Here is a 23,137-nt window from a genome sequence, read left to right on the forward strand (position 1 = left end):
GCGCACCCGCCGCCGCAATCAAGCGCGGCTTGTAGCGGATACAAGGCCGGATCCGACCCGCTCCAGCACCCAGGTGATGAAAGCATCGTTTTGCGTATTCGGATGGTGGGCGGCCACGACCTGGTAGCCGGGCGGGTACTTGGGCAACGCGATCTCGAATACTCCCTCGCAGGGCAGCAGGCGCGATGGCATGAAGGCGACCAGGTCCGATCCCTTCAGGTATTCCAGCGCCATGAAGAAGGACGGCGCCGACGCCGCCACCCGCCGCTGCAATCCCTGGCGCGCGAACCAGCCGTCGGCCGATCCCGTGAAACTGGCCATGCCCGGGTTGGTGATGATGAAGTCGTGCTCCACCAGCTTCTCGAGCGGCATGACGCCGCCGCCGGCCAGGGCGCGGTTGCCCGTGACGCAGCGGTACTGCTCTAGAAACAGCGGTCGCGTCACCAGGCCCGGCGCGACGTAACCGTCCACCGTGAAAATCAGGTCGATGTCGCCCTGGTGCAGCTTGCGGGTGAGGGCGCTGACCTCGATGTCGACCACCGCCACCTTCACCTTCGGCGCCTCGCGCCGCAGCACGCGCACCAGGTCGGCCACGATCACCTTCTGGGTGTAGTCGGTGCCCGAGATGACCAGCGTGCGTTCGGCGTGTTCGGGCCGGACCTCGAAGGGCAGTGGAATCCCGTTCAGCTGGGCCAGCACCTGGCCGATGTGGGGCGCGATCAGCTTCGCATAGGGCGTCGGCGCCATGCCCTGGCCGGTGCGCACGAACAGCTGGTCGCCCAGGATGGTGCGGATCTTCTTGAGCTGCAGGCTGACTGCCTGTTGCGAGACGTCCAGGTGCTCGGCCGCAGCCGAGATGGTGTCGAAGCGGTTCAGGGCGTCGAGCGTGCGCAGGTGGGTGAGTTCGAGCTTGTCGATCATGAGGCTGCCAACATAAACGGCTATCCCGCGCGTTGCAAGTTGTCATGGTTGAAATTCATCAAAGCTAGTGGACGAAATGACAATTTTTGCGGGAGGCTGATCAATATGGCTGAGGCATGAAATTGTAAAAATTGCATCATGAAAACCTCGCTCCTGCCCCCACTTCTGGCCCTGTCGCTGTGCTGCAGCCTGGCGCAAGCCGCCCCCGCAGAACACCAGGAATTCGAAGCCACCCTGCTCGCGCCGTTCCAGGCCGGCGCGGCCCCGGGTCGGACTTTCACCCTGCAGTTCGCCTATCCCGGCTTGGCGCGCACGGACACGGTCGACTGGCGGGTGGAACTGATGCGCCCCGACGGCCGCGTGGCCCTGCGCTGGCACGGCGCGGCGCCGTTCACCGGCGATGAAATGACGGTCGCCGTACCCTGGTCCGGCCGCCTGGGATTGTCTCCCGCGCCGAGCGGCATCTACCGCGTCCGGCTGCGCGCGACCGTGCGCGGCGATGCGCATGAGGAAATCGAGCAGGATTGGGAGATCGCGGTCGGTGCGCCGCTGCTGCCTGCCATGCCGGCATTTTCGCCGCTGCCGCGCGCCTTCGAGCCGGCGGCCGTCGCCGCGCCGGGCGCGCTGCCCTACACGGTCTATCTCGGCAACCTGCACAGCCAGACCAACCACAGCGACGGCGGCGCCGACATCGCCGAGTGCAAGGGCGCGCAATCGCCCCTGAAGGCGCCGCACGGCCCGGACCACGCCTTCGCCTATGCGCGCGGCCGCGGCCTCGACATCCTGGTCGCCTCGGAACACAACCACATGTACGACGGCTCGGAGGGCAGCGCGCCGGATGCCGACCCCGCCGCCGCCAGGGCCCTGTACCGCGCCGGCCTGGAAAGCGCAGCCGGCTTCTCCAAAAAGAACCCGGACTTCCTCGCAGTGTATGGCCTGGAATGGGGCGTCATCAGCAACGGCGGCCATATCAACATCTTCAACAGCGACGAGCTGCTGGGCTGGGAGACCAATGCCAAAGGCGAGCTGATGGCCGACACGCGCACGCCGCGCGGCGACTACGCGGCCCTGTACACGCTGATGCGCGAGCGCGGCTGGGTAGGGCAGTTCAACCATCCGGCGCATTCGGGCCAGTTCCAGGTCGATGGCGTGCCGCTCGCCTATACCGAGGACGGCGGCGAAGCGATGGCCTTGTGCGAAGTGATGAACAGCACCGCCTTCTCGACCAACGTCAGCGAGACCGAGACCCGCCGCAGCAATTTCGAAGGCGCCTGCAACCGGCTGCTGGAGGCGGGCTATCGCCTGGCCTTCAGCACCAACCAGGACAACCATTGCGCCAACTGGGGCGCGTCGTTCACCAACCGCACCGGCGTGCTGCTCCCGAACGGCACGGCGCTGAACCGCGCATCGTTCGTCGAGGCGCTCAAGGCGCGCCGCGTGTTCGCGACGATGGACAAGGATTCGCAGCTGGTCCTGACCGCGAACGGCCGCCTGATGGGCGAGCGCTTTACCAATCGCGGGCCGCTCGCGCTGGTGGCGAACTTTGCCAGCTCAACCGGCAAAAAGGCGGCTTCGGTTGCGATCATGGAAGGCGTCCCGGGCCGCAAGGGCACGGTCACGCAGATGTCGGACCAGGCCGAGACCAGCTTCACCCCGAGCCCGGGGGCGCACTTCTATTATGCGAAGGTGACCCAGGACGACGGCAACGTGCTGTGGTCGGCGCCGGTGTGGGTCATGCAGGAAGATTAGAAGCCCAGGCCTTCGCCCATCCCCAGCAGGGTGGCGATGCCGAGCACCGCGAAGATCAGCGCCGCGATGCCATGCACGAGCCTGAGCGGCACGCGGTTCGCGATGCGTTCGCCGAAGTACACGGCCGGCACGTTGGCCAGCATCATGCCGAAGGTGGTGCCGGCCACGATCGCCGCCATCGATTCATAGCGCGCGGCCAGCGCCACGGTGGCGACCTGCGTCTTGTCGCCCATCTCGGCAACAAAAAAGGCGATCAGGGTGGTCAGGAACACGCCGTATTTCGCCAGCTGCGCTTCCTCTTCGTCGATCTCGTCCGGGATCATCGTCCACGCCGCCATCGCGAGGAAGGACAGCCCCAGCACCCAGCGCGTCACGCCGGCGCCCAGCAGCTGGCTGACCAGCGCGCCGACGGCGGCGGCGAAGGCGTGGTTGGCCACCGTCGCGACGAAGATGCCCAGCACGATCGGCAGGGGGCGGCGAAAGCGCGCGGCGAGCAGGAAGGCCAGCAACTGGGTCTTGTCGCCGATCTCGGCGAGGCCCACGATGCCGGTCGAGACGAGAAAGGCGTCCATCAGTCGGGTGTTTACACAGCAGGAGGAAGGCCGCGATCATAGCAGAGCCTGTCCCGTTTTCGCCGGTCCGCACGCGTATTTATCGGGCGTGATGCCGGCGCCGGCCCGCTTTCGCTGCCCAGGCGTGCATGCTATCCTGCACCCGCCCCCGGCCTGCCGGGCACACCTTCCCCTGCGAGAGACCATGAACCAAAGCACCCTGCTGCGCGCGAGTACCGCCGCCTTCCTGAGCGCCTGGAGCGCCTACGCCTTCGCCCTCGATCCCCTCAGCTACGCCAAGTACGACCAGGTCAAGACCACGGCCCTGCACCTGGACCTGAAGGCCGATTTCGCGAAGAAAAGCCTGGATGGCTACGCCGAGCTGACCCTCGACTGGCTGGACAAGAAGGCGACTACGCTCGACCTGGACACGCGCGAGCTGACGATCTCGAAGATCGAGGCGCAGGATGCGAAAGGCGCATGGCGCAAGGCCGACTACTCGCTCGGCAAGTTCGACGAAGAGAAGGGCCAGCCGCTGCACGTCAAGCTGCCGGGCCAGCAGAAGAAGGTGCGCATCCACTACCGCACCGCGCCGACCGCCACCGCGCTGCAATGGCTGCAACCGGTGCAGACGATGTCCGGCAAGTACCCGTTCATGTTCAGCCAGTCGCAGGCGATCAACGCCCGCTCCTGGGTGCCGATCCAGGACACGCCGGCGGTGCGCTTCACCTACAGCGCGCGCATCGAGGCGCCGCAAGGCCTGCGCGTGGTGATGAGCGCCGATAACGACATGAAGGCTACCGGCAAGGGCGGTTGGAAGTTCAATATGCCGCAGCCGATTCCCTCCTACCTGCTGGCGATCGGCATCGGCGAGCTCGAAGCCGCCACACTGGGCGGACGCACCGGCGTCTACGCCGAGCCGCAGCGCATCAAGGCCGCCGAATACGAGCTGGCCGACACCGAGAAGATGGTCGAAGCGGCCGAGAAGCTGTACGGCCCGTATCGCTGGGGGCGTTACGACATGCTGGTCCTGCCGCCATCGTTCCCGATCGGCGGCATGGAGAACCCGCGCCTGACCTTCCTGACCCCGACCATGATCGCGGGCGACCGCAGCCTGGTCGACCTGATCGCCCACGAACTGGCGCACAGCTGGTCGGGCAACCTGGTGACCAACTCATCGTGGAAGCACTGGTGGCTCAACGAGGGTTTCACCACCTACGTCACGACCCGCATCCTGGAGGAGATCTACGGCAAGGAAGTCGCCCTCATGAACCTGCAGCTGGAGCAGGAAGAGGCGCTGGAGATGCTGAAGGACCTGCCGCCCGCCAAGCAGGCGCTGGTCTCGCGCCAGCCGGACACCTCGGCCGAGTACTATCCTGATACCTCGCTGGCCTATCCGAAGGGCGCCTGGTTCCTGCACACGCTCGAGCAGCGCGCCGGCCGCGCCGCCTTCGACACCTTCCTGCGCGGCTGGTTCGACGGCCACGCCTTCCAGAGCGTGACCAACGACCAGTTCCTGGATTACCTGCGCAAGAACCTGCTGGCCAAGAATCCGAAAATCATGAGCGAGGCCGAGCTGGACGAGTGGATCTACGGTCCCGGCATCCCGCAGAGCGGGAAGCAGGCCGTGTCGCAGCGCCTGGCGCAGCTGAACGCCTCGATCGACGGTTGGGTCAAAGGATCGGTGTCGACCGAGCAGCTGAAGGCCAAGGACTGGAACGCCGCCGAGTGGATGAAGTTCCTGAACGATATCGACAACAAGGCCGATGCGAACAAGCTCGCAGAGCTGGACCGCGTCTATGACCTGGCCAACACGAAGAACAACGAAGTCGCGTTCCGCTTCTACCGCGCCTCGGTGCACGCCGGCTACCGCGCCGTGCGTCCGCAGCTCGAAGCGTTCCTGATGAGCGTGGGCCGCCAGAAGTTCGTGGTGCCACTGTACGCCGCGCTGCGCGAGAAACCGGAAGACCGCGCCTGGGCCGAAGGCATCTACAAGAAGGCGCGCGAGCGTTACCACCCAGAGACGCAATCGAGCGTCGACAAGGCGATGGGCAAGCAATGATGATCATGAATCGACTCGCCGGTGTCGCAGTGCTTGCGCTCTGCAGCATCGGCGCCGCAGTGGCGCAAACCGCCGCCGCGCCAACGGCCAGCGCCGCGGCGCCAGCGTATAACCTCGAAGCCGACATCAACCGCGTCCTGAAAACCTTCGATGTCCCCGGCATCGCCATCGCGGTGGTCAAGGACGGCAAGGTCGTCGTCACCCAGGGCTTCGGCGTGCGTAAACTTGGCGACCCGACGCCGGTCGACGGCAAGACCATCTTCGAGATCGCATCCAACTCCAAGGCCTTCACGGCGGCGGGGCTGGCGATGCTGGTCGACCAGGGCAAGCTGGAATGGGACGATCCGGTCATCAAGCACCTGCCGGACTTCCGCATGTACGATTCTTACGTGACGGCCGAGATGACGGTGCGCGACCTGCTCACCCACCGCAGCGGCCTGGGACTGGGCGCCGGTGACCTGATGTGGTGGCCGACCACCACCTTCAGCACCGACGAGATCATCCACAATCTTCGCTACATCAAGCCGGCGACGAGCTTCCGCAACAGCTACGCCTACGACAACCTGCTGTACATCGTGGCCGGCAAGATCATCGCCCAGAAGTCCGGCAAGGATTGGGGCACGACCATGCGCGAGTGGATCCTCGATCCGGTCGGCATGGGGGCCACCACCACCAGCCTGGACCAGCACAAGCCGGGCATGAACGTGTCGGCGCCGCACAGCAAGATCGATGGCAAGGCGGCGGTGGTGAAACCGATGCCGGTGGCGAACGCCATTGGCGCGGTGGGCATCAACACCAATGCCGAGGACATCGCGCGCTGGATGAACGTGCTGCTCGACCAGGGCCGCATCCCGCAGGCTGCGGGCGGCAAGGAAGTGCGCCTGTGGTCCGAGAAACAGGCGCGCGAGATGTGGACCGCGCAGACGCCGATGAAGATCAACGAACCGCGTCCACCGCTGGCGGCAACCAAGCCGAACTTCTTCGCCTATGGCCTGGGCTTCCAGCTGCGCGACTACCAGGGCAAGCTGGTGGCGATGCACGGCGGTGCGCTGCAGGGCTTCTATTCGCGCGTGCTGCTGGTGCCGGAAGCGAAGCTGGGCATCGCGATCTTCACCAATGCTGAAAGTGGCCCGTCGCTCAATGCGCTGCAATACCGCCTGCTGGACCAGTACCTGGGCGTGGCGCCGACCGACTGGATCGGCCGCATCGCCGACGTTGCCGAAGAAGCGAGCCAGAAGGAAGCTGCGCGCGTAAAAACCGAGACCGCCAGCCGCGCCAAGGCCTCGAAGCCGTCGCTGGCGCTGTGGGACTACGAAGGCGAGTACGAGGACGCCTGGTATGGCAAGGCGATCGTCAAGCGCCAGGGCAGCAAGCTGGTGATGACGTTCTCGCGCACTCCCGACCTGACCGGCGAGATGGAGCACTTCCAGCACGATACCTTCATCGTGCGCTGGAAGGAGCGCAACTTCAACGCCGACGCCTACGCGACCTTCTCGCTGGACCATGACGGTTCGATCGAGCGGATGCGGATGAAGCCGGTGTCGACCGAGACGGACTTCAGCTACGACTTCCAGGACTTGCTGTTCACGCCCGTGAAAAAGGCGAAGTAAGACCAACGAAAAACGCCCGCATGTTCGCGGGCGTTTTTCATGGTGGGGATTATTTGCGCTCCCACACCTTCATCATGTCTTCCGACCCTTGCGTCCTGATCCCGTTATCCGACAGGATCGACTCGGTCGCCGCCAGCGTCGCCTGGCGCGGCAGGATCATGGTCTCGCCGTAGCGCTGGTCGAAGCGCAGCACCACCTGCTCGTCCTTCAGGTCGCGCAGCAGTTCCACCAGGTGGCGCAGGCTGCGCACCGGTTGGCCGTTCACCGATTCGATCACCGAGCCGAAGCGGTTGTTGTAGCCGCTCACCAGCTTGTGCGGGAAGAACGGCGCGCTGATCACCACCAGCTCTTCGCGCTCCGGCGTCGGCGAATCGCCGCGCTGCGTGACCAGGGGGCTGGCGTTGAAGGCATAGGCGTTCATCCCGGGCGCGCTGCCGGCGACAAAGCTCATGAATTCGCTGGTGGCGCGCGAGAAGGTGATCGGGCCGTAGATGAAGTAGGACGGATAGCCGCCGTCCAGGTCCGAGATCAATAGCGGACGCGGACCGGTGGCCGGCACCTCGACCTTCATGTGCTTGCCGCCGCGGATGATCGTCATCGGCACCTTGCCGTTCTTCGCCACCTGCTGGATGCGGTACTGGAAGCGCACGCGCAGGTTCGAGCCCAGCTTGACCATGCCCTGGTTGTCGACCGCGTACTCGCCGATATGGGTGATCACGTCCCATTCCTTCAGCGGCCAGCTGGCGTCGACCCGGTAGGGGCGGTGCACCACCGCGCCTTCGACCGATTTATCCAGCTTGAGGAACTGGCGCAGCGCCGGGTTTTCCAGCGTCTGCACGCTGTCGTGCAGCAGCGGCTTGCCATCGTAGCGGCCGTCGGCCACGTCGCGCAGGAACAGTTCGATTTCCTCGTTGGGGATCACATAGCCGATGTTCTGCGCATTGGTCGCGCCAGCGAAGGCCAGGCCGACCATCCGCTCGCCCGAGATCACCGGGCCGCCGCTGTTGCCGGGATTGATCGGGGCGTCGATCTGGATCCGCAGGCCCGAGCTGAAGGCGCCGTAGTTGACGAACTCCACCCGCGAGACGATGCCGGTGGTGGTCGACAGCGAGTTGCCGCCGACCGGATAGCCGTAGGCGAACACCTGCTGGCGCACGTCGGGCAGCACGGGCGCGCGCGGCACCGGGGGACGCTTGTCGAAGAAGGACGGGTCTTCCAGTTCCAGCACGGCCAGGTCGATGCCGCGCGCCAGCGCGATCACCTTGGCCGCCACCTTGTCGCCCGACTGGCTGGCCTGCACCTCGACCTGGCTTGCGTAGCCGACCACGTGGGCATTGGTCAGGATGCGCTTGCCCTCGATGATGACGCCGGAACCGGTGACCGAGGCTGGCGCCGCCTTGGTCCAGGGTTTATAGGGTTCGGGGCGGCGGATCGTGGCGAAGATCTTCACCACCGAGTTCTCGACCGCAGGCAGGACCGGCGCGGGCACGGCGCTCTTGGCGGCAGGGGGCGCAACGGTGGGAGTAACGGCAGGCGCCGGGGCCGGAGCGGGGGCCGGCATGGCCTGGGCTTCGGGCGGCACGGTATCCTGGGCGTGCGCGGCGCTGCAGACGCCAAGGAGGAGGGCGGCCAGGCGCAATGTCGGCAGAGTCTTCATGGTTTCCTTCGGTGGACGATGCAGGATGCAATTGGAAGAATAACCACAGGCGGCGCAAAAGGAAATACAAGAATCGTCGCGGAGAGAGGCGTGGCCTTCCTCCGCGACCGGGGTTCCCCGTTACTGCTTGACGAACTTGAGCGTCATGCGGTCGCTCTCGCCGATGGCGAGGTACTTTTCGCGGTCCTTGTCCTTGTTGGTCAGTACCGGCGGCAGGCTCCACACGCCTTTTTCATGGTCGGCGGTGTCCTTCGGATTGGCGTTCACTTCCGACTTGGCGGCCAGCTTGAAGCCGGCGCGTTCGGCCATGCGAATCACATACGCCTCGTGCATATAGCCGCTCGAGGCCTTGGCATCCTGCGTCATCTTCGCCGGCAGGCGGTGCTCGACCACGCCCAGCACGCCGCCCGGTTTCAAGACCTTGTGCGCTTCTTTCAGGACGGTGAGCACGGCGTCGTCGCCATTGCCCAGCCAGTTGTGCAGGTTGCGGAAGGTGACCACCATGTCGACGCTGTTCGGGGCGCCCAGCGCGATGCTGTCAGGTGGCGCGAACTGGACCGGGGTCACCTTGCCGTACACGGCACCATTGGCGGCCATCCGGTCGCGGAATGCCTTGCCGCCGCGGCTCTCGGCGTCCGGCACGGCGCCATACAGCTTGCCCTGGTCGCGCAGGTAGGGCGCCAGGATCTCGGTGTACCAGCCGCCGCCCGGAGACAGCTCGATCACCGTCATGGTCGGCTTGATGCCGAAGAAGGTCAGGGTTTCGTAGGGATGGCGGTAGGTGTCGCGGGCCTTGTTGGCGGCGGCGCGGTGTTCGCCGGCGATGGCGGATTTGAGGGCGTCGTCCGCGTGCGCGGCGCCGGCAAGGCCAGTTGCCAGCATCGCGGCCAGGATCAGTCGTTTCATCGTGCGAGGTCTCCGTGATGGGTCGGACGGCAGGCGGGTTCGCCGCCGTCAACCCGAAGATGATCGAACAGGCAACCTCCATAGTCAAGCGTTCCCCGTATATGCATATACGAGGAATGTTCATCGTACAGACACTGCCTTGCACAGGCAGAGAACGTTGCATTGAGGTGGCACAAAGATTGCCTATTCAAAACGTTAAGTCAATGCTATGGTTGAGAGGTTTGCCGCGTGGCACACAGGCAAATCCACAACAATAGCGATGTACATACAAGAGCGGCGCCGAGCTGTTTTGCGGAACCGCTGCCCGGAAGTAGGTCATTCAGGAGAACACATGGAACGCCGTACCTTTCTCAATCTCAGCAGCCTGGCCGCCGCCTCGATGCTGTTGCCATTCGGTCGCGCGATCGCTGCCGAGGAACTGGTCAGCACGATGCCCGTCGCCGCCAAGAAGGCCCTGGCCGACGTCGCGCTGAACGCCGCCACCAAGGCCGGCGCCAGCTACGCCGACGTGCGCATCGGCCGCTACCTCAACCAGTTCATCACCACCCGCGACCTGAACGTCGAGAATGTCGCCAATACCGAATCGGCCGGCGTCGGCGTGCGCGTGATCGTGAATGGCGCCTACGGCTTCGCCGCCACCTCGGACATGTCGAGCGACGGCATCGCCAACGCCGCGCGCCAGGCAGTCGCGATCGCGAAAGCCAACGCCAGGCTGCAGACCGAACCGGTGCAGCTTGCACCAGTCAAGGGCGTCGGTGAGGTTTCGTGGAGCACGCCGTACACCAAGGACTGGCGCACGGTGCCGATCGCCGAGAAGACCGACATGCTGATCGCCGCCAACAAGGCGGGCATGGAAGGCGGCGCCAACTTCATGCGCACGATGCTGTTCCAGGTGAACCAGCAGAAGTACTTCGCATCGACCGACGGCTCGTATATCGACCAGGACGTGCATCGCCTGTGGGCGCCGCTGTCGGCTACCGCGGTCGACAAGGCCACCGGCAAGTTCCGCTCGCGCGACGGCCTGAGTTCCCCGGTGGGCAAGGGCTATGAATACTTCGACGCCCGCCCCGAGCACAAGATCAAGGCCGCGGGCGGCGTCGCCACCCTGTACACCGAGACCTACGACATCGTCGAGGACGCGCGCGCCGCGGGCCGCGACGCCAAGCGCAAGCTGACCGCCAAGTCGGTCCAGCCGGGCAAGTACGACCTGATGCTGTCGCCGGAACACCTGTGGCTGACCATCCACGAGAACGTCGGCCACCCGACCGAACTCGATCGCGTGCTGGGCTACGAGGCCAACTACGCCGGCACCAGCTTCGCCACGGTCGACAAGCTCAAGTCCAAGACCTTCAAGTACGGCGCCCCGATCGTCAACCTGTACGCCGACAAGACCACCCCGGGTTCGCTGGGCGCGATCGGCTTCGACGACGAAGGCGTCAAGACCAAGCGCTGGGACATCATCAAGGACGGCATCCTGGTCAACTTCCAGGCCACGCGCGACCAGGCCCACATCATCGGCGAGAAGGAATCGCACGGCTGCTCGTACGCGGATGGCTGGAACACGGTGCAATTCCAGCGCATGCCGAACGTGTCGCTGGCGCCGGGCAAGGCCAGGCTGACCCCGGACGAGATGGTCAAGGGCATCAAGAAGGGCATCTACATCATCGGCGACGGTTCGTTCTCGATCGACCAGCAGCGCTACAACTCGCAGTTCGGCGGCCAGCTGTTCTTCGAGATCAAGGACGGCAAGATCGGCCAGATGCTGGAAGACGTGGCCTACCAGTCGAACACCCAGGAATTCTGGGGCGGCTGCAGCGCCATCTGCGACGAGCGCGATTGGCGCATGGGCGGCTCCTTCTTCGACGGCAAGGGACAGCCGCCGCAGATCAGCATCGTCTCGCACGGTTCGTCGACCGCGCGCTTCAACGGCATCAACGTGATCAACACCGCTCGCAAGATCGGCTAAGGCAGGAACGCACATGAGCATCTTGACCCAGGAACAAACGAAAAAGATCAGCGACCGCGTGATGTCGCTGTCCAAGGCCGACGAGTGCATCGTCAATATCGAAGGCAGCCGCATCGGCAATATCCGCTTCGCCCGTAACGCCGTCTCGACCGCCGGCCTGGCCGACGACACCCGCGTGCAAGTGCAGGTCGCCTTCGGCAAGAAGCAGGGCACGGCCACCATCAACGAGTTCGACGACAAGTCGATCGAGCGCGCGGTGCGCCGTGCCGAAGACCTGGCCAAGCTGGCGCCGGACAATCCGGAATTCATTCCGGCGATCGCCAAGACCGAGTACAAGAAGTCGGACACCTTCGTCCAGAAGACCGCCGACATCGATCCGGAATACCGCGCACAAGCCGCCGCCTACGCCATCGAAGGTTGCCGCAAGCGCGGCCTGGTCTCGGCCGGCTTCTTCACCGACCGCACCAGCTTCGAGACCATCGCCAACTCCAACGGCCTGTTCGGCCACCAGGATTCGAGCTCGCTCGACTTCACCCTGACCGTGCGTACCGAAGACGGCCGCGGTTCGGGCTGGGTCAAGCGTTCGGCGCGCGACGTTACCAAGTTCGACCCGCGCGAAGCGGCCGAGATCGCGATCGAGAAGGCACTGCGCTCGGTCGACGCCAAGGCGCTGGAGCCGGGCCGCTATACCGTGATCATGGAGCCGGCCGCGACCTCGGACCTGCTGTCCTTCATGCTGGGCGGCTTCGACGCGCGCCGCGCCGACGAGGGCCGCAGCTTCCTGTCGAAGGCCGGCGGCAAGAACCGCCTGGGCGACAAGCTGTTCGACAGCCAGGTCAATATCTGGTCCGACCCGTGGGACAAGGATGTCGCCGTGCTGCCGTGGGACGACAATATGCTGCCGCGCGAACGCGTCGAACTGGTCAAGGACGGCAAGATCAATGCCCTCGACTACTCGCGCTTCTGGGCGCAGCAGAAGAAGCAGCGCGCGGTGGGCGCGGCCGGCAACATCATCATGGCCGGCACCAACAAGACCACCGAAGAGCTGATCGCCAACACCAAGAAGGGCGTGCTGGTCACCCGCACCTGGTACATCCGCATGGTGGACCCGCAGTCGGTGCTGCTGACCGGCCTGACGCGCGACGGCACCTTCTACGTCGAGAACGGCAAGATCAAGCATCCGATCAAGAACTTCCGTTTCAACGAGAGCCCGGTCTCGATGCTGAACAATATCGAGGAAATCGGCAGGCCGGTAGTCATCGGCGCCGACGAGGCGCGTTACTCGATGCTGATCCCGTCGATGAAGATCCGCGACTTCAACTTCACGTCGCTGTCGGACGCGGTGTAATCACCCGCGGCCCCAGCACCGTCGTTCCCGCGCAGGCGGGAACCCAAGTTTGCATGCGCTTGCCACTACGCTGAGAACTTGGATCCCCGCCTGCGCGGGAACGACGGGTACACGCTAACATTAGTGTGAACGCAAACGGATAACACATATGGAACGTCGTAAATTCCTGCAGATCGGCGCCGGCACTGCCGGCGCCATGCTCATTCCGGTCTTCGGCAACGCGATCGCGGCCGAAGACCTGCTCAAACCGATGGCGGCAAGCGCCAAGAAGGTCCTGGCCGATACCGCGATGGGCGCGGCCACGCAAGCCGGCGCATCCTATTGCGATGTGCGCATCGGCCGCTACCTGAACCAGTTCATCATCACGCGCGACCTGAACGTCGAAAGCATCAACAACACCGAGTCGAGCGGTGTCGGCATCCGCGTGATCGCCGACGGCGCCTACGGTTTTGCCTCGACCAACAGCATGACCGCGGACGGCATCGCCCAGGCCGCGCGCCAGGCGGTGGCGATCGCCAAGGCCAACGCCAAGCTGCAGATCGAACCAGTACGCCTGGCGCCGGTGAAGGGCGTGGGCGAGGTGGCCTGGGCCACGCCGATCAAGAAGGATTGGCGCACCCTGCCGGTCAAGGAAAAGGCCGACATGCTGATCGCCGCCAACAAGGCCGGCCTGGATGCGGGCGCGAACTTCATGACCGCTTCGCTATTCCAGATCAACCAGCAAAAATACTTCGCATCGACCGACGGCTCCTACATCGACCAGGACGTGCACCGCCTGTGGGCCCCGATCAATGCCACCGCGGTCGACCAGAAGACCGGCAAGTTCCGCTCGCGCGGCGGCCTGGGCGCACCGGCCTCGATGGGCTATGAATATTTCGACGCCCGCGCCGAAGACAAGGTGCGCGCCGCCGGCGGCGTCACCACGCTGTACACCAAGTCCTACGACATCGTCGAGGATGCGCGCCTGGCCGGCAAGCAGGCGCGCGAGAAGCTCAGCGCCAAGTCGGTCGAGCCGGGCAAGTACGACCTGGTGCTCTCTCCCGAACACCTGTTCCTGACGATCCACGAGAACGTCGGCCACCCGACTGAACTCGACCGCGTGCTTGGCTACGAAGCCAATTACGCCGGCACCAGCTTCGTGGGTCTCGACAAGTGGCAGAGCAAGAAATTCAAGTATGGCGCCGAGCGCGTCAACTTCGTGGCGGACCGCACCACGCCGGGCTCGCTGGGCCTGATCGGCTACGACGACGAGGGCGTGCCGGCCAAGCAGTGGGACATCATCCGCGACGGCATCCTGGTCAACTACCAGGCCACGCGCGACCAGGCCCACATCATCGGCGAGAAGGAATCGCACGGCTGCTCGTATGCCGACAGCTGGAGCACGGTGCAGTTCCAGCGCATGCCGAACGTGTCGCTGGAGCCGGGCAAAGCGCGCCTGACCCCGGACGAGATGGTCAAGGACGTCAAGAAGGGCATCTACATCCTGGGCCGCGGCTCGTACTCGATCGACCAGCAGCGCTACAACTTCCAGTTCGGCGGTACGCTGTACTACGAGATCAAGAACGGCAAGATCACCGGTCCACTGGAAGACGTGGCCTACCAGGCGAACACCCAGGAATTCTGGAACGCCTGCTCGGCCATCTGCGACGAGCGCGACTGGCGCATGGGCGGCTCCTTCTTCGACGGCAAGGGCCAGCCGAGCCAGGTGAGCGCGGTGTCGCATGGATCGAGCACCACGCGCTTCAACGGCATCAACGTCATCAATACCGCACGCAAGATCGGATAAGGAGACCAGGATGAAAACCCTGAACCAGGAACAAGCAAAGAAAATTACCGATCGCGTGCTGTCGCTGTCGAAAGCCGACGAGTGCACGGTGCAGATCGGCGGCAGCCGGGTCGGCAATGTGCGCTTCGCGCGCAATAGCGTGTCGACCGCCGGCCTGACCGAAGACATGCAGCTGGTCGTGCGCGTGGCCTTCGGCAAGCGCAGCGGCACTGCCGTAATCAACGAATTCGATGACAAGTCGCTCGAACGGGCGGTACGCCGCGCCGAAGAGCTGGCCAAGCTGGCGCCGGAAAATCCGGAATTCATGCCGGCTATCGCCAAGCAGGAATACCGCGCCACCAATACCTTCGTCACCAAGACCGCGGCTATCGATCCGGACTTCCGGGCCGATGTCGCGGCGACCGCCATCGAACTGGCGCGCAAGAACAAGCTCGTCACCGCGGGCTTCTTCACCGACCGCACGAGCTTTACGACCATCGCCAACTCGAACGGCGTGTTCGGCCACCAGGACTTCACCGACCTGTCATTCAGCCTCACCGCGCGCACCGAAGACGGCCGGGGTTCGGGCTGGGTGACCCGCTCGGCGGTCGATGCGGCGCGTTTCGATGCGCGTGAAGCGTCGGAAGTCGCCATCGAGAAGGCGCTGCGTTCGGTCGAGGCGCGTGCCCTGGAGCCGGGCCGCTATACCGTGATCCTGGAACCGGCGGCGACCTCGGAAATCCTCGGCAATATGTTCAGTGCTTTCGATGCGCGCTCGGCCGATGAAGGCCGCAGCTTCCTGTCCAAGGCCGGCGGCAAGAACCGCCTGGGCGACAAGCTGTTCGACAGCCAGGTGAATGTCTGGGCCGATCCGTGGGACAAGGACGTGCCGGTCTCGCCATGGGATGAGGAATCGCTGCTGGCGCGCGAGCGCACCCAGTTGATCAAGGATGGCCGCATCGCCTCGCTCGACTACTCGCGCTACTGGGCCCAGAAGATGGGCAAGCGCGCCACCGCGGGCCACGGCAATATGATCATGGAAGGCGGCACCAAGTCGCTGGAAGAGCTGATCGCGGGCACCAAGAAAGGCATCGTGGTCACTCGCACCTGGTATATCCGCATGGTCGATCCACAGTCGCTGCTGCTCACGGGCCTGACCCGCGACGGCACCTTCTATGTCGAGAACGGCAAGATCAAGTACCCGCTCAAGAACTTCCGCTTCAACGAGAGCCCGGTCACGATCCTGAACAATATCGACGAACTGGGCAAGCCTCAGATCATCGGCGGCGACGAAGTGCCGTTCCAGATGGTGCTGCCGCCGATGAAGGTGCGCGACTTTAATTTCACCTCGCTGTCCGACGCGGTCTGACGACCGAGCGTTTATTTACATGGCAAGTTACGACTTCTACTTCACGCGCCTGATGTATGAATCGGGCAACTGGGACGTAGATATCCGCATGCCCAGCAACGTGCTGAACTCCCTGGTGGAGTACACCACGTTGCGGGTGGATACGACCGAGCGCATGGTGGCCCTGTCGGATCCGAAGATGCTGCAGGCGCCGTTCTGCTACCTGGCCGGCCACAAGCTGGTGCAGTTCACCCCGGCCGAACGGAGCAATTTCGAGAAGTACGTGCGCGGCGGCGGCTTCGTCTTCGTGGACGACTGCAACCACGACATCGACGGCCTGTTCGCCAAGTCGTTCGAGGCCGAGATGGCGAAGATCTTCGGCGCGCAGGCGCTCAAGAAGATCCCGAACAACCATCCGCTGTACTCGTGCTTCTTCAAGTTTGAGGACGGGCCGCCGACGACGTCGATGGAACTCAACGGCTGGGGCGACGACCTGGTGCACGAGTACCTGAAGGCGATCGAGATCGGCGGGCGTGTGCGCGTGCTGTACTCGAACAAGGACTATGGCTGCGAGTGGGATTACGACTTCCGCAACAAGCGTTTTCTCGCGGTCGACAACACCCGCTTCGCGGTGAACATCATTCAATATGCGTTGGGAGCATGACCAGTGTCGCAACAAGATGCAGTAGCGTGGAATGAACAGGATATCGCCGCCCTGACGGCGAAAGTGGGTGCGCTGAAAGCCAGCATGGCGCGTGTGATCATCGGCCAGGAAGAGGTGGTCGACCTGCTCGTGACCTGCCTGCTGGCAGGCGGCCACGCGCTGGTCGAAGGCGTGCCGGGGCTGGGCAAGACCCTGCTCGTCAAGTCGCTGTCGCAAGCCACCGACATGCAGTTCCGCCGGGTGCAGTTCACGCCCGACCTGATGCCGTCGGATATCGTCGGCACCGAGATCCTGGAAGAAGACGCGAACACCCGCCAGCGCGTGTTCCGCTTCCAGCCCGGCCCGGTATTCACCCAGGTGCTGCTGGCCGACGAGATCAACCGCGCCCCGCCCAAGACCCAGTCGGCGCTGCTGGAAGCGATGCAGGAACGCTCGGTGACCTTCGCCGGCCAGACCCATACACTGCCGCGTCCCTTCTTCGTGCTGGCGACGCAGAACCCGATCGAGCAGGCCGGCACCTATCCGCTGCCCGAGGCCCAGCTCGACCGCTTTTTGCTGCGCATCGACGTGGTCTATCCGACCGAGGACGAAGAAGTGCTGATGGTCTCGCGCACCACCCACGCGGGCCTCTCGGACGCCGAGCCGGTGATGGACGTCGAGACCCTGCTGCGCCTGCAGCAGCTGGTGCGCGATATCGAGATCGGCGACCACCTGGTGCGCTATGCGACGCGCCTGGTGCGCGCCACCCGTCCGAGCGAGACCACGGTCGAGGCGGTGAAAAAACACATCGGCTGGGGCGCCGGCCCGCGCGCCGGCCAGGCGCTGGTGCTGGCCTCCAAGGCGCGCGCCCTGATGCAGGGCCGCCTGGCGGTGACCCGCGACGACATCGGCGCCATGTTGCTGCCGGTGCTGGCGCACCGCGTGCTGCGCAACTTCGAGGCCGAGGCCGACGGCATCGCCATCGCCGACGTGCTGCAGGCCCTGCGCAACGACATCAAGGTGCCGTAAGCGGCGTTCGTACCATGTCGCTTGCGAACACCGCGCTGATCGCGCATACAAGGAAGCTCGACCTCGTCATTCGCCACGTGCTGGCAGGCCTGGGTCACGGCATCCACGCCGGCCGCGAACGCGGGGCGGGTGTCGAGTTCTCGGAATACCGCGCCTATGTGCCCGGCGACGAGTGGCGCCGCGTCGACTGGAAACTGGCGGGGCGCGCCGACCGTTATTTCGTGCGCGAGGCCGAGCGCGACAGCCATGTCGCGGTCTGGCTGGTGCTCGATGCCAGCGCTTCGATGGCCGAACCAAGCCGCAGCGCCCCCGGCCTCGACAAGCTGGCCTACGCACGCATGCTGCTCGGCTGCGTCGCCGCGATCGCGCAGCGCCAGGGCGATGCCTTCGGCCTGGTGGTGCTCGGCGGCGGCAAGGCGGCGTTCACGCCGGCCCTGCGCGGACCGCGCCACCTGCAGCGCGTGCTGTCCCAGCTCCAGCGCGCCGAGCCGGATGGCGAGCTGCCGGATACCGAGACCCTGAAAGCGAGCCTGCACTTCGCCCAATCGCCGAGCGCGATCTATGCTGCCAGCGACCTGCTCGACTGGCCGTCGCCGCTGTCGGTGGCCCTGACGCGCCTGCGCCAGATGCGCCACGACGTGCGCGTGCTGGGCCTGCAGACCCAGGCCGAGGTCGACGCCAGCTTTTCCAGCGAGCTGGCCTACCGCGACCCGGAGCGTCAAGAGGGCGTGTTCCGCTTCGGCGCAGACCTGAAGGAAGGCTACCGCCGCAACCGCGAAGTCCACTTCGGCGCCGTCACGGCGCAGTGCCGCAAGAGCGATATGCCGCTGACGCTGGCCGCGATCGAGCAGTCGCCGATCGAGGTGTTGCGGCGCTGGTTGCGGCGTCCCGGAAGGTAACTCATGAATGCACTCTGGTGGCTCGCGCTGCCTGTCCTCCTTTTGCCGATCTGGTGGCACCGCAAGAAGCGCGTGCAGAACCAGGCGGCGCCGATGGCGACCGCGCGCTTCCTGCCGCGCACCGAGCCGCGCCAGACCCGCGTCTGGCGTTGGAGCGATCCTCTGTTGCTGTTGCTTCGTTGTCTGCTGCTGGCCGTCCTGATCGCCTGGCTGGCCGACCCGGTCTATCCGTGGCGCGGCGATACGGTCGTGGTGACGCAAGGCGCCGACCCGGCGTGGGTCGAGCGCGAAGCAACGCAAGCCGGCCTGGCGAACGCCGAGCGCGTCACGCTGCCCGCCGCACAGGCTTTGGGCTGGGTGCATACGCACGAGCGTGAGTGGCGATCGGACGCGTGCCTGCTGGTGCTGGGCGACGTGCCGATGCCGGCGGCGAAGCCGGCGTTCGGCCGTGCGGTCGAGGTGCGTACCCAGGCCGCCGCGCCCGCCAAGGCCGAGCGCCACATCTACATCGCCAGCGAGCGTGCGGCCGAATGGCGCCGCATGTTTGCTGCGCAGGGCGGTCTTGACACCGTCATCGTCGATGACGCGCCGGGCGCCGCGACCTCGCTGATCGTGTGGGACCGTGCCGAAGCGCCGCCCGCCGCGCTGCGCGCGCCGTTGTGGTGGGTGACGCAGCCGTCGGCCTTCCCCGAGCTGGCCAAGGCGCGCGTGGTCGACGGCCTGCGCTACGCCGACAGCGCGCGCGGCCGTTTGTGGCATCATGCCGATTGGCCCCCACATGACGCGGATGCCGCGCGTGCGCTGCTCGACGATTGGCAGCAGCTGCACGTAGGCCCGCGCCACATTACGCTGGCGCCGCAGACGTTCGCGGCGGTCGATGGCGCCAATGCGCCGGAACCGAGCGGCGCGCTGCGCAGTGTCCTGCTGGCCGTCCTGGCCGCACTTTTTGTACTGGAAAGGAGTCTCACGCATGCACGGAGGCGTTGAGATCACCAAACGCGTATGGCGTGCAGCCCAGCTGCGCCGCCTGCCGCTGTGGATACTGGGCGCGCTGCCATGGCTGGCGATTCCTTCGGGACCGGGCCTGCTGGCCTGGGCCGGCTGGTGCGCGCTGGACTGGGTCAAGCTGCGCCGCCGCGTCACCTTCGAGTGGACCGCCTGGCTGGACGGCGCCGTGCCCGAGATGGAAGACAGCGCGGCCCTGCTCGAGGCGGCCGATTCCCCGATCGGCCGCCTGCAGCAGCAGCGCCTGTTCGACCGCCTGGACGCCGTCATCTCGCCGGCCCAGCTGCGCCAGATCGTCGCACGCTATGTGTCAAGCGGGTATCCGATCATCCTGGTCAGCGCCCTGCTGGCCGGGATGGTGTGGTACGCGACCACCAGGCCGTCGGATGAGGGCGGCGTGGCCCCGGCGAGCCCGGTCGGCAGCGCGACCGCGGCCACGCTGGCCCAGCTCACCATCAAGCTGGCGCCGCCGGACTATACCGGCGTCAAACCATCCGAATCCGGCCCGGGCGACCTGCAGACGCCGGAACAGACCGTCGTCAGCTGGTGCCTGAAGGACGGTACGGCGGGAAACAACAAGATTGAGCTGGGCAATGGCCAGGTTCTGGAACCGGGCCAGGAGTGCGCGCGCTGGACCGCCACCGAGTCGGTGGTCTGGCGCTGGCGCGGAAATCGTCACACCCTGCGTGTGATCCCCGACCAGCCGCCCGAGATCACGATCGCTGCGCCGACCCAGATGATCCAGGACCTGCGCGAGAACGCGACCGGCACCGCGATGGCGATCCAGATCCACGACGACTACGCGATCCGGCGCGCCACCCTGCACATGACGCTGGCGCGCGGCAGCGGCGAGAACGTCAAGTTCACCGACCGCGAAATGCCGCTGCCGGCATCCAGCGATCCGAAGCGGCGCGACTGGTCGAAGCAGTGGACACTCGCCGAGCTGGAAATGGAACCGGGCGACGAGCTGTATTTCTTCGTGCGCGCGACCGACAACGCCGGCCGCCCCCAGACCGTGCAGTCGCCCACCTACACGGTGCGCCGGCCGGCGCCGGAACAGGAGGCGGAAGAAGAGAGCGCGGCGATGCCGTCGCTGGTCAAGCCGGCTTCGCTGCGCAGCCAGCGCCAGATCATCATCGATACCGAACAGCTCATCGCCGATATGCGCGGCACGAAGATGGCAGCCGATGACGTGCGCGACCGCAGCGAACGCATCGCCAACGACCAGGCGCAGCTGCGCCGCCGCTACGGTCAGTTCCTGGGCGAGGAATCGTCGCTGTTCGCCGACAATGCCGGTTCCGGCATGGCCGGCGCGCAGAAAGCGGACGACCATGACGATCACGAAGGCCATGACCATGGCCCGGGCGAGCATCCGGATGAGGATGGCCACGGCCACGACCACGGCAGCGCCAATACCCGCAAGAGCGCGATCCGCAACGAAACCCAGCACATTCTCGAAACCTACGGCCACGCCCACGACGAGGCCGAGAACGCGACAATGTACGACGAGGGCACCAAGAAGGTGCTGCGGCGCGCGCTGGTGGCGATGTGGGATGCCGAGAAGTCGCTGCGCGCCATCGTACCGAAGACCGCCTTGCCGCCCGAGCACAAGGCCCTGGAAGCGATCAAGGAGTTGCAGCAGGCCGAGCGCATCTACCTGCACAAGACCGCCTTCACGCCGCCGCCGATCAAGGAAGAAAAACGCATGACCGGCGAGATGGTGGGCGCCGCCAGCTACCGCCGTGAACAGGCCGGGGAGGATTCGCCGCTGCCGGAAGAGTTGCGCGCATTGGTGGTCTCCCTGTCCGGCGAAGCCGGATTGCCGTCGCTGTGGATGCGCACCGCCAACGACTGGGTGCGTACGCGCCTGAAGGACGACGAACAGCGCCTGGCCGCCCAGCGCGCGATCCAGGACGTGGCCGACGGTTGCATCGCCTGCCGTCCGGTGCTGCGCGCCTGGCTGCGTACCGGCGCCGGCGAAGGCCAGGTGCTGCTGCAGGCCAGCAGCAAGGTCGAGACCCCGTTCGCGCGTCACTGGCGCGAGGCGGGCGCGCCATGAACCAGACCCTGCTCATTGACCCCATCATCGGCCTCATTGCCCTGGCCGGCATCGTCAGCGCCGCGCTCTACCTGCGCCGCCGCCAGTGGCTGGACGCGCTCTTGATCGTCGTCGCGGCAATCGCCCTGGGCCTGTTCGCAAGCGACCTGCGCGTGCCCGGCGAGGCCGGCCGCACGCTCGCCATCGACCCGGCCGCGCCACCGCGATCGCTGGAAGGGGTGAATGCCCTGCGCCTCGAAGGCGATGGCTTGCGCGCCGCCGCATGGAACGATCTGCCGGCCCTGCCGCTCGTCTGGAACGCGCCGAAGGGCGGCGCGCTGCGCCTCGACTTCCCGAGCCAGCTGGCGCTGGGCCGGCTGTTCACCCTGACCGTCGAGCGCGAAGACAAGACCGAAGCCCGTCTGGAACTGCTGGCCGAGAACGGCCAGCCGATCGCGCAGGCGCGCGGCGCCGGCAATCTGACCGTCGAATGGATGCCGCCGGTGGCCGAGCGCGTCGTCCTCAGGGCGCGCCTGCTGGATGCGAAGGATAAGGTCATCGCCGAAGGCCCGGTGCCGTTCACCGCGCATGAGCCGGTCCAGTTGCAAGTCGTCGGCCGCTTCGGCGCGCCGTCGTTCGACCTGCGTGTGCTGAACGATTTGATGGCCGGCAGCGGCGCGCTGCTCGACTGGCAGGTCACGCTGGGCCGCGACGTCACCCGTACCGAGGCGCCGCGCGAAGAGATGACGGCGCCGAACCTGATGGTGATCGATGCCGCCCGCTTCGAGCGCATGGGCGCCGGCGAACGCACGTCCTTGCTGGGGCGCGTGGCCGACGGCATGCCGTTGCTGGTGCTGGGCGGGAACGCGAACGATCCGGGCGTCTGGTCGCGCACCCTGCAATTGCCGCTGCGCGTGCAGCCGCTGGGCGGCATGCTCGATGCGCCGCTGGAGATGCCGCTGGCGCCAATGCTGCCGACGGCGCGCGACGCCGGCCCCTGGACCGGGTCAAGCGACATGGTCTGGACCCGCGACTGGAAGAAGGGCCGCATCGCCTGGCTGGGCGTGAGCGAATGGCACCGCCACGCGATTGCCGAACCGCGCAAGCTGGCGCTGTGGTGGCAGGGTGTGCTCGACCGCGTCGGCGTCGAGCGCCGCCAGGAGACCGAATGGCTGGCTGCCGCCGAGATGCCGCTGCCCGGACAGCGCCTGGAAGTCTGCGCCCGCGGCGTCGATGGCGAGGTCACTTTCCCCCAACTGAAGCAGGCCTTGCGCTGGCAAGCCCGCGCCGATCGCATCGATGCTTCCTGCGTCGCGCTATGGCCGCAGAAGTCCGGCTGGCTACAGATCGCGGACCGCAAGGCGGGCGCGCATGCCGTCTACGTGTATGCGGCCAACGACTGGCCGCAATGGCAAGCCATGCAACGGCGCGACGCCACGGCGCGCTATGCCGCCCGCACGCCGCTTGCCGCCGAGGAGGGACCGACACGCCCGATGCCGGCCTGGCCGTTCGCCCTGGCCTTCGCCGCGGCGATGCTGGCGTTGTGGTGGCGCGAGCGCCGCTGACGCCGCCCCTGGCGCCACCGCGGGTGGCGCCGATGTCGACTTGTCTCGTACTAGAAGATTAGGCAAGAACTCCAG

The 23,137-nt window shown here is 66.0% G+C and carries 17 protein-coding genes; 13 read left to right on the forward strand and 4 right to left on the reverse strand.

Going from position 1 to position 23,137, the window contains the following annotated elements; all coding sequences use genetic code 11:
- Positions 1 to 18: 18 nt before the first annotated feature.
- Positions 19 to 921: a LysR family transcriptional regulator gene (locus SOM28_RS24710; RefSeq protein ID WP_320469759.1), complete on the reverse strand. Its 903-nt coding sequence runs from the start codon at positions 919 to 921 to the stop codon at positions 19 to 21.
- Between the two features lie 138 nt (positions 922 to 1,059).
- Between SOM28_RS24710 and SOM28_RS24715 the strand changes: the two genes are divergently transcribed.
- Positions 1,060 to 2,670 carry a CehA/McbA family metallohydrolase gene (locus SOM28_RS24715; protein WP_320469760.1) on the forward strand — a complete coding sequence of 537 codons (1,611 nt, stop codon included), beginning with the start codon at positions 1,060 to 1,062 and terminating at the stop codon, positions 2,668 to 2,670.
- On the opposite strand, the gene SOM28_RS24720 is transcribed toward SOM28_RS24715, so the two are convergent.
- Positions 2,667 to 3,242: a TMEM165/GDT1 family protein gene (locus SOM28_RS24720; RefSeq protein ID WP_320469761.1), complete on the reverse strand. Its 576-nt coding sequence runs from the start codon at positions 3,240 to 3,242 to the stop codon at positions 2,667 to 2,669. The two genes, SOM28_RS24715 and SOM28_RS24720, sit on opposite strands and share 4 nt — an antisense overlap.
- Positions 3,243 to 3,426: 184 nt before the next feature.
- Here SOM28_RS24720 and SOM28_RS24725 point away from each other — a divergent pair, with 184 nt between their 5' ends.
- Together SOM28_RS24725 and SOM28_RS24730 are read left to right on the forward strand one after the other, a co-directional pair.
- Positions 3,427 to 5,283 (forward strand): M1 family metallopeptidase, encoded by a 1,857-nt coding sequence (locus SOM28_RS24725; RefSeq protein WP_123071593.1) that lies wholly within the window; start codon positions 3,427 to 3,429, stop codon positions 5,281 to 5,283.
- Positions 5,280 to 6,893 carry a serine hydrolase gene (locus SOM28_RS24730; protein ID WP_320469762.1) on the forward strand — a complete coding sequence of 538 codons (1,614 nt, stop codon included), beginning with the start codon at positions 5,280 to 5,282 and terminating at the stop codon, positions 6,891 to 6,893. Before SOM28_RS24725 ends, SOM28_RS24730 begins: the two co-directional genes overlap by 4 nt.
- 49 nt (positions 6,894 to 6,942) lie before the next feature.
- Here SOM28_RS24730 and SOM28_RS24735 read toward each other — a convergent pair whose 3' ends face one another.
- Both SOM28_RS24735 and SOM28_RS24740 read right to left on the reverse strand, forming a co-directional pair.
- Positions 6,943 to 8,550 (reverse strand): S1C family serine protease, encoded by a 1,608-nt coding sequence (locus SOM28_RS24735; RefSeq protein WP_320469763.1) that lies wholly within the window; start codon positions 8,548 to 8,550, stop codon positions 6,943 to 6,945.
- A 120-nt stretch (positions 8,551 to 8,670) separates the two neighbouring features.
- Positions 8,671 to 9,456 (reverse strand): class I SAM-dependent methyltransferase, encoded by a 786-nt coding sequence (locus SOM28_RS24740; protein WP_123071596.1) that lies wholly within the window; start codon positions 9,454 to 9,456, stop codon positions 8,671 to 8,673.
- A gap of 331 nt (positions 9,457 to 9,787) precedes the next feature.
- On the opposite strand from SOM28_RS24740, the gene SOM28_RS24745 reads away from it, so the two are divergent.
- The 10 genes from SOM28_RS24745 to SOM28_RS24790 all read left to right on the forward strand — a co-directional run bounded on the left by SOM28_RS24745 (position 9,788) and on the right by SOM28_RS24790 (position 23,062).
- Positions 9,788 to 11,422, forward strand: a complete 1,635-nt coding sequence (locus SOM28_RS24745) for a TldD/PmbA family protein (RefSeq protein WP_320469764.1) — start codon at positions 9,788 to 9,790, stop codon at positions 11,420 to 11,422.
- 13 nt (positions 11,423 to 11,435) lie between these two features.
- Positions 11,436 to 12,770 (forward strand): TldD/PmbA family protein, encoded by a 1,335-nt coding sequence (locus SOM28_RS24750; protein WP_320469765.1) that lies wholly within the window; start codon positions 11,436 to 11,438, stop codon positions 12,768 to 12,770.
- A gap of 148 nt (positions 12,771 to 12,918) precedes the next feature.
- Positions 12,919 to 14,556, forward strand: coding sequence for a TldD/PmbA family protein (locus tag SOM28_RS24755; RefSeq protein WP_320469766.1), 1,638 nt, complete (start codon positions 12,919 to 12,921; stop codon positions 14,554 to 14,556).
- A gap of 10 nt (positions 14,557 to 14,566) precedes the next feature.
- Positions 14,567 to 15,904 (forward strand): TldD/PmbA family protein, encoded by a 1,338-nt coding sequence (locus SOM28_RS24760; RefSeq protein WP_147936238.1) that lies wholly within the window; start codon positions 14,567 to 14,569, stop codon positions 15,902 to 15,904.
- A gap of 19 nt (positions 15,905 to 15,923) precedes the next feature.
- Entirely contained in the window at positions 15,924 to 16,547 is a 624-nt protein-coding gene (locus SOM28_RS24765) for a DUF4159 domain-containing protein (RefSeq protein WP_109345447.1), read from the forward strand.
- Between the two features lie 3 nt (positions 16,548 to 16,550).
- Entirely contained in the window at positions 16,551 to 17,555 is a 1,005-nt protein-coding gene (locus SOM28_RS24770) for an AAA family ATPase (RefSeq protein WP_320469767.1), read from the forward strand.
- Between the two features lie 14 nt (positions 17,556 to 17,569).
- Complete coding sequence (locus SOM28_RS24775) at positions 17,570 to 18,454, forward strand: DUF58 domain-containing protein (protein WP_320469768.1); 885 nt, start codon at positions 17,570 to 17,572, stop codon at positions 18,452 to 18,454.
- A 3-nt stretch (positions 18,455 to 18,457) separates the two neighbouring features.
- Entirely contained in the window at positions 18,458 to 19,441 is a 984-nt protein-coding gene (locus tag SOM28_RS24780) for a BatA domain-containing protein (protein ID WP_320469769.1), read from the forward strand.
- The gene (locus tag SOM28_RS24785; RefSeq protein WP_123071491.1) at positions 19,425 to 21,518 is read left to right on the forward strand and encodes a hypothetical protein; all 2,094 of its coding nucleotides are present in this window, start codon (positions 19,425 to 19,427) and stop codon (positions 21,516 to 21,518) included. Before SOM28_RS24780 ends, SOM28_RS24785 begins: the two co-directional genes overlap by 17 nt.
- Positions 21,515 to 23,062, forward strand: a complete 1,548-nt coding sequence (locus SOM28_RS24790; RefSeq protein ID WP_320469770.1) for a hypothetical protein — start codon at positions 21,515 to 21,517, stop codon at positions 23,060 to 23,062. Before SOM28_RS24785 ends, SOM28_RS24790 begins: the two co-directional genes overlap by 4 nt.
- The last annotated feature ends 75 nt before the right edge of the window (positions 23,063 to 23,137 follow it).

This window comes from Massilia sp. CFBP9026, from assembly GCF_034045165.1.
GTDB classification, from domain to species: Bacteria; Pseudomonadota; Gammaproteobacteria; order Burkholderiales; family Burkholderiaceae_D; genus Telluria; species Telluria arenae.

What these genes read in the sequence shown, in the direction of transcription:
- SOM28_RS24720 (WP_320469761.1), bottom strand. Translation starts at nt 3,242, where the DNA reads ATGGACGCCTTTCTCGTCTCGACCGGCATCGTGGGCCTCGCCGAGATC.
- SOM28_RS24790 (WP_320469770.1), top strand. Translation starts at nt 21,515, where the DNA reads ATGAACCAGACCCTGCTCATTGACCCCATCATCGGCCTCATTGCCCTG.
- SOM28_RS24740 (WP_123071596.1), bottom strand. Translation starts at nt 9,456, where the DNA reads ATGAAACGACTGATCCTGGCCGCGATGCTGGCAACTGGCCTTGCCGGC.
- SOM28_RS24730 (WP_320469762.1), top strand. Translation starts at nt 5,280, where the DNA reads ATGATGATCATGAATCGACTCGCCGGTGTCGCAGTGCTTGCGCTCTGC.
- SOM28_RS24780 (WP_320469769.1), top strand. Translation starts at nt 18,458, where the DNA reads ATGAATGCACTCTGGTGGCTCGCGCTGCCTGTCCTCCTTTTGCCGATC.
- SOM28_RS24750 (WP_320469765.1), top strand. Translation starts at nt 11,436, where the DNA reads ATGAGCATCTTGACCCAGGAACAAACGAAAAAGATCAGCGACCGCGTG.
- SOM28_RS24765 (WP_109345447.1), top strand. Translation starts at nt 15,924, where the DNA reads ATGGCAAGTTACGACTTCTACTTCACGCGCCTGATGTATGAATCGGGC.
- SOM28_RS24745 (WP_320469764.1), top strand. Translation starts at nt 9,788, where the DNA reads ATGGAACGCCGTACCTTTCTCAATCTCAGCAGCCTGGCCGCCGCCTCG.
- SOM28_RS24755 (WP_320469766.1), top strand. Translation starts at nt 12,919, where the DNA reads ATGGAACGTCGTAAATTCCTGCAGATCGGCGCCGGCACTGCCGGCGCC.
- SOM28_RS24725 (WP_123071593.1), top strand. Translation starts at nt 3,427, where the DNA reads ATGAACCAAAGCACCCTGCTGCGCGCGAGTACCGCCGCCTTCCTGAGC.
- SOM28_RS24710 (WP_320469759.1), bottom strand. Translation starts at nt 921, where the DNA reads ATGATCGACAAGCTCGAACTCACCCACCTGCGCACGCTCGACGCCCTG.
- SOM28_RS24785 (WP_123071491.1), top strand. Translation starts at nt 19,425, where the DNA reads ATGCACGGAGGCGTTGAGATCACCAAACGCGTATGGCGTGCAGCCCAG.
- SOM28_RS24760 (WP_147936238.1), top strand. Translation starts at nt 14,567, where the DNA reads ATGAAAACCCTGAACCAGGAACAAGCAAAGAAAATTACCGATCGCGTG.
- SOM28_RS24775 (WP_320469768.1), top strand. Translation starts at nt 17,570, where the DNA reads ATGTCGCTTGCGAACACCGCGCTGATCGCGCATACAAGGAAGCTCGAC.
- SOM28_RS24735 (WP_320469763.1), bottom strand. Translation starts at nt 8,550, where the DNA reads ATGAAGACTCTGCCGACATTGCGCCTGGCCGCCCTCCTCCTTGGCGTC.
- SOM28_RS24715 (WP_320469760.1), top strand. Translation starts at nt 1,060, where the DNA reads ATGAAAACCTCGCTCCTGCCCCCACTTCTGGCCCTGTCGCTGTGCTGC.